The 3,678-nt window shown below is 73.0% G+C and carries 3 protein-coding genes; 2 read left to right on the top strand and 1 reads right to left on the bottom strand.

Annotation, left to right across the window (positions count from 1 at the left end; translation table 11 throughout):
* Positions 1-261: 261 nt before the first annotated feature.
* On the top strand, positions 262-942 hold the full coding sequence (gene phoP / locus HCN56_RS24350; RefSeq protein WP_167974628.1) for a two-component system response regulator PhoP: 681 nt from the start codon (positions 262-264) through the stop codon (positions 940-942).
* Positions 943-1,138: 196 nt separating this feature from the next.
* Here the strand turns inward: phoP and HCN56_RS24345 are convergent, their stop codons facing one another.
* The gene (locus tag HCN56_RS24345) at positions 1,139-1,903 is read right to left on the bottom strand and encodes a DUF461 domain-containing protein (RefSeq protein ID WP_167974626.1); all 765 of its coding nucleotides are present in this window, start codon (positions 1,901-1,903) and stop codon (positions 1,139-1,141) included.
* Between the two features lie 622 nt (positions 1,904-2,525).
* Here HCN56_RS24345 and HCN56_RS24340 point away from each other — a divergent pair.
* The gene (locus tag HCN56_RS24340) at positions 2,526-3,008 is read left to right on the top strand and encodes a CarD family transcriptional regulator (RefSeq protein ID WP_167932518.1); all 483 of its coding nucleotides are present in this window, start codon (positions 2,526-2,528) and stop codon (positions 3,006-3,008) included.
* Positions 3,009-3,678 lie beyond the last annotated feature (670 nt).

Below are 3,678 nucleotides of genomic sequence, written 5' to 3'. Positions count from 1 at the left end.
GCAGCACGGCGCCGCCACCCCCGGGAGCGGGACGGCGCCCGACGCCGCCCCCCGGCCCGGGGCGGCGCCGCGCCCCGGACGTGAACCGGGCGACGCCACCGGCCGCGCCACCGCACCGGTGGCTGACCGCACCGGGCCCGCCGGGCCCACCCGTTCCCTTCCTCTCACCGCATCCGTCGTCGCCGGTCCCCCCGGACGACTGCCGGCCGCCGCACCCACCTCTCCCATCCGCACCGACGAAATCGCCCGGGAGGCGCTCCCGTGACCCGTGTACTCGTGGTCGAGGACGAGGAGTCGTTCAGCGACGCCTTGTCGTACATGCTCCGCAAGGAAGGCTTCGAGGTCGCCGTCGCGGCCACCGGGCCCGAGGGACTGGACGAGTTCGAGCGCAACGGCGCCGATCTCGTGCTGCTCGACCTGATGCTCCCCGGCCTGCCCGGCACCGAGGTCTGCCGCCAGCTCCGCGGCCGGTCCAACGTCCCGGTCATCATGGTGACCGCCAAGGACAGCGAGATCGACAAGGTCGTCGGCCTGGAGATAGGGGCCGACGACTACGTCACCAAGCCCTTCTCCTCCCGCGAACTGGTCGCCCGCATCCGCGCGGTGCTCCGCCGCCGCGGCGAGACCGAGGAGGAGGTGCCCACCGCTCTGGAGGCCGGACCGGTCCGTATGGACGTGGACCGCCACGTGGTCACCGTCGACGGCCGCAAGGTCGACCTGCCGCTCAAGGAGTTCGACCTGCTGGCGATGCTGCTGCGCAACGCCGGCCGCGTCCTCACCCGTATGCAGCTGATCGACCGCGTCTGGGGCGCCGACTACGTCGGCGACACCAAGACGCTGGACGTGCACGTGAAGCGGCTGCGCGCCAAGATCGAGCCCGACCCGGGCGCCCCGCGCTATCTGGTGACGGTCCGCGGGCTCGGGTACAAGTTCGAGCCCTGACCGGCTGCCGCTGCCGCCGGCCGTCCCCCGCTTCCCGGGCGCGGCCGGCGCGGCTCACGGCACACCACGGCCGGGGGCCGGTGCCCGCCCCGACGGGCGGTGCACCGGCCCCCGGCCGTGCAACGTGCAGTGTGCGACAGGCCGTGGCGGTGCGGGCCTCTCGGCCTGGGCCGCCACGGGCCGCGGCGTGAGTCGGTCAGCCGTCGGTGCCGGCGCCGGCGGTACCGCCCTCGCCGCCCTCGCCGTCCTCGGTCTCGCCGGGGGACTGGCCGTCGGTTCCCTCGCCGCTCCCCGCGGTCTCCTGACCGCCCTCGGTGTCCTCGTCGCTCTCCTGGTTGTCCCCGGGGCCGGTGGCGTCCTCGGTGCCCTCCTGGGCCCCCTCGGTGTCACCCGCGCCCTCGGTGCCGTCCTCGGCCGGGTCGTCCTCGGTGCCGGGGATGCCGTCCGGGCCCCACAGCTCGTAGTGGGCGAACGCGCCGTCCACGCCGACCATCGGCACCACGGTGGCGCGCAGCTCCGCGCTGCCGACCTCCTGGATGTCGAAGACGAGCGCCTGGGCGTTGCCCAGCACGACGCCCGCGCCCTCGGCGTCGGTGACGAACGCGCCGACATTGCCCTCGCCGCCGAGGCCGATGGAGCCCTTGGCGGGGATCTCGACGGTGGACTCGCCCTCGACCGGCACGAGTTCGAACTCCTCGCCGGACTCCGGGAGGGTGATGGAGATCAGCGTCAGCGGTTCGGTGCTGTCGTTGAAGATCCGGCCGGTGACGGCGGCGGGGCCGTCCTCGGACAGGACGACGTTGATGCTCTCGATCTTGACGTCGTCGATCTGCCGCGAGGCGTTCGGCGGCTGGACGAGGTTGGTCTCGGCGTTGAGGCCCGCACCGCACGCGGCGGTCAGCGGGATGAGCGTGAACACTGCGGTCGCGGCCAGGCCACCGCGTCGAAGGCTGCTGCTCACGGCGGCGGCATCTCCTTGGGCGAACGGGAGGCGGCCCGCTCGGACGCGGTCCGCCTGGTCGTCAGTGATCGTCGAGAGGGTTCTCAGGTCGTCGGTGATCTGTCGGCGAGCCAGCCTACCCACCCGGGTCGCGGCCTCCGCACTCGCCCCGGGCGCGTCGCCCGCTTCGATCCCGTCGGGTGGGTGACGCGCGTGGCGGCGCGCCCGGGGCAGGTGGGAGCCCGGTGCGGGGCGCGGCGCTCCGCGGTGGGTGCGGCGGGCGGGAAAGGCGAGGTCCGGGCGGCGCGGCGCCGCACAATCGGCAAACTCCCGCGCGCCTTCCGGTGATCAATTCCTGATGCACCCGGATCGGCCGGTGATGTGATTTGTGCAACCAGGGCAAACCGGACACCATTCGCCGTCTTTCGGGGTGTTGGGTGCGACTTCTCGGCCGCCGGTGCCGCGTGAATCCGGTTGCGCCCACCCCGCCCCCGACCTGCGGATACCTGCCCGAACCGGGCGTCCGCAGCACGGCCGCGGCGTCCTTGTCAACCCCCGAGATATGGCCTGACCTGCGAAAACGTCATTCAATAGCGTGTGAGGGCGTGTTACCCTGGATAGCCACGGAAGGGGTACCTGTCACATGACGTTCAAGGTTGGCGACACCGTGGTCTATCCCCATCATGGGGCCGCGCTGATTGAGGCAATCGAAACTCGCCAGATCAAAGGCGTGGACAAGCTCTACCTGGTGTTGAAGGTCGCTCAGGGCGACCTGGAAGTCCGCGTCCCGGCAGAGAACGCCGAGCTCGTGGGTGTGCGCGACGTCGTGGGCCAGGAGGGTCTGGACCGCGTGTTCGAGGTGCTGCGCGCCCCGTACGCGGAAGAGCCCACCAACTGGTCCCGCCGCTACAAGGCGAACCTGGAGAAGCTCGCCTCCGGTGATGTCATCAAGGTCGCCGAGGTCGTCCGCGACCTGTGGCGTCGCGAGCGGGAGCGCGGCCTGTCCGCGGGTGAGAAGCGCATGCTCGCCAAGGCCCGCCAGATCCTCGTCAGCGAGCTGGCCCTCGCCGAGGCCACCAACGAGGACAAGGCCGAGACGCTGCTCGACGAGGTTCTCGCCTCCTGACGTCCGGTCGACCCGCCCGGCCGGCACCCGCCGACCGTCACCGTCGACAGTCCCGGGTGGCCACCACGGCCATCGTCCTCCGTCCAGTACCGAGCCGTGCGACCGCCCCCGATCCCAGGGCGCGGCGAACGGCGCGCTGCCCGGCCCGCCGTACCGGTGGCTCCACCACCGGTGGCGGTGCGCCCGGCGGGGCGGGACGAAGGGCGCGGCAGCCGGATGGCGCGCGCGAGCGCGGCACCCGGAAGCCGGGCGAATGCTCCACATGCGAATGAGAAGCGCACACCACGCAGCGCCCGAAGGCACCGAGGTGCCGGACGGGCGCTGCGGTGCGTCCACCGCACACCCCGTCTCCGCGCCGTCCCGCGGTCGTCGGCGCGCACCTGCGCCGCGTCGCGGTACCTGCTCCCCGGAAGGGGTGCTGCTGCCGCCTGGGACAGACCGCGGTCGGAGAGTCACGGAAGGGGCCGACCACGGTGCCGCCCGGCACGCTGAGGCCATACCCACCCCACCCCCCGGAACAAACATTGGGCCCGATGTCAATGTCTGATAAGTCCTCCGGTACCCCGCTTCCCGCTCCCGCGCCGCCGCGCGCCGCGCCGGCGGCCGAGTCGACAGCCGCCGGCGGGGCACCTCCCGCCCCCGGTCGCACCGCCGCCGTGGTCCCCGCGGC

The sequence above is a fragment of the Streptomyces lonarensis genome, from assembly GCF_012033735.1.
GTDB classification, from domain to species: Bacteria; Actinomycetota; Actinomycetes; order Streptomycetales; family Streptomycetaceae; genus Streptomyces; species Streptomyces lonarensis.
The sequence above is the reverse complement of the archived record's forward strand: the minus strand, read 5'-3'. Positions and strand labels throughout refer to the sequence as shown.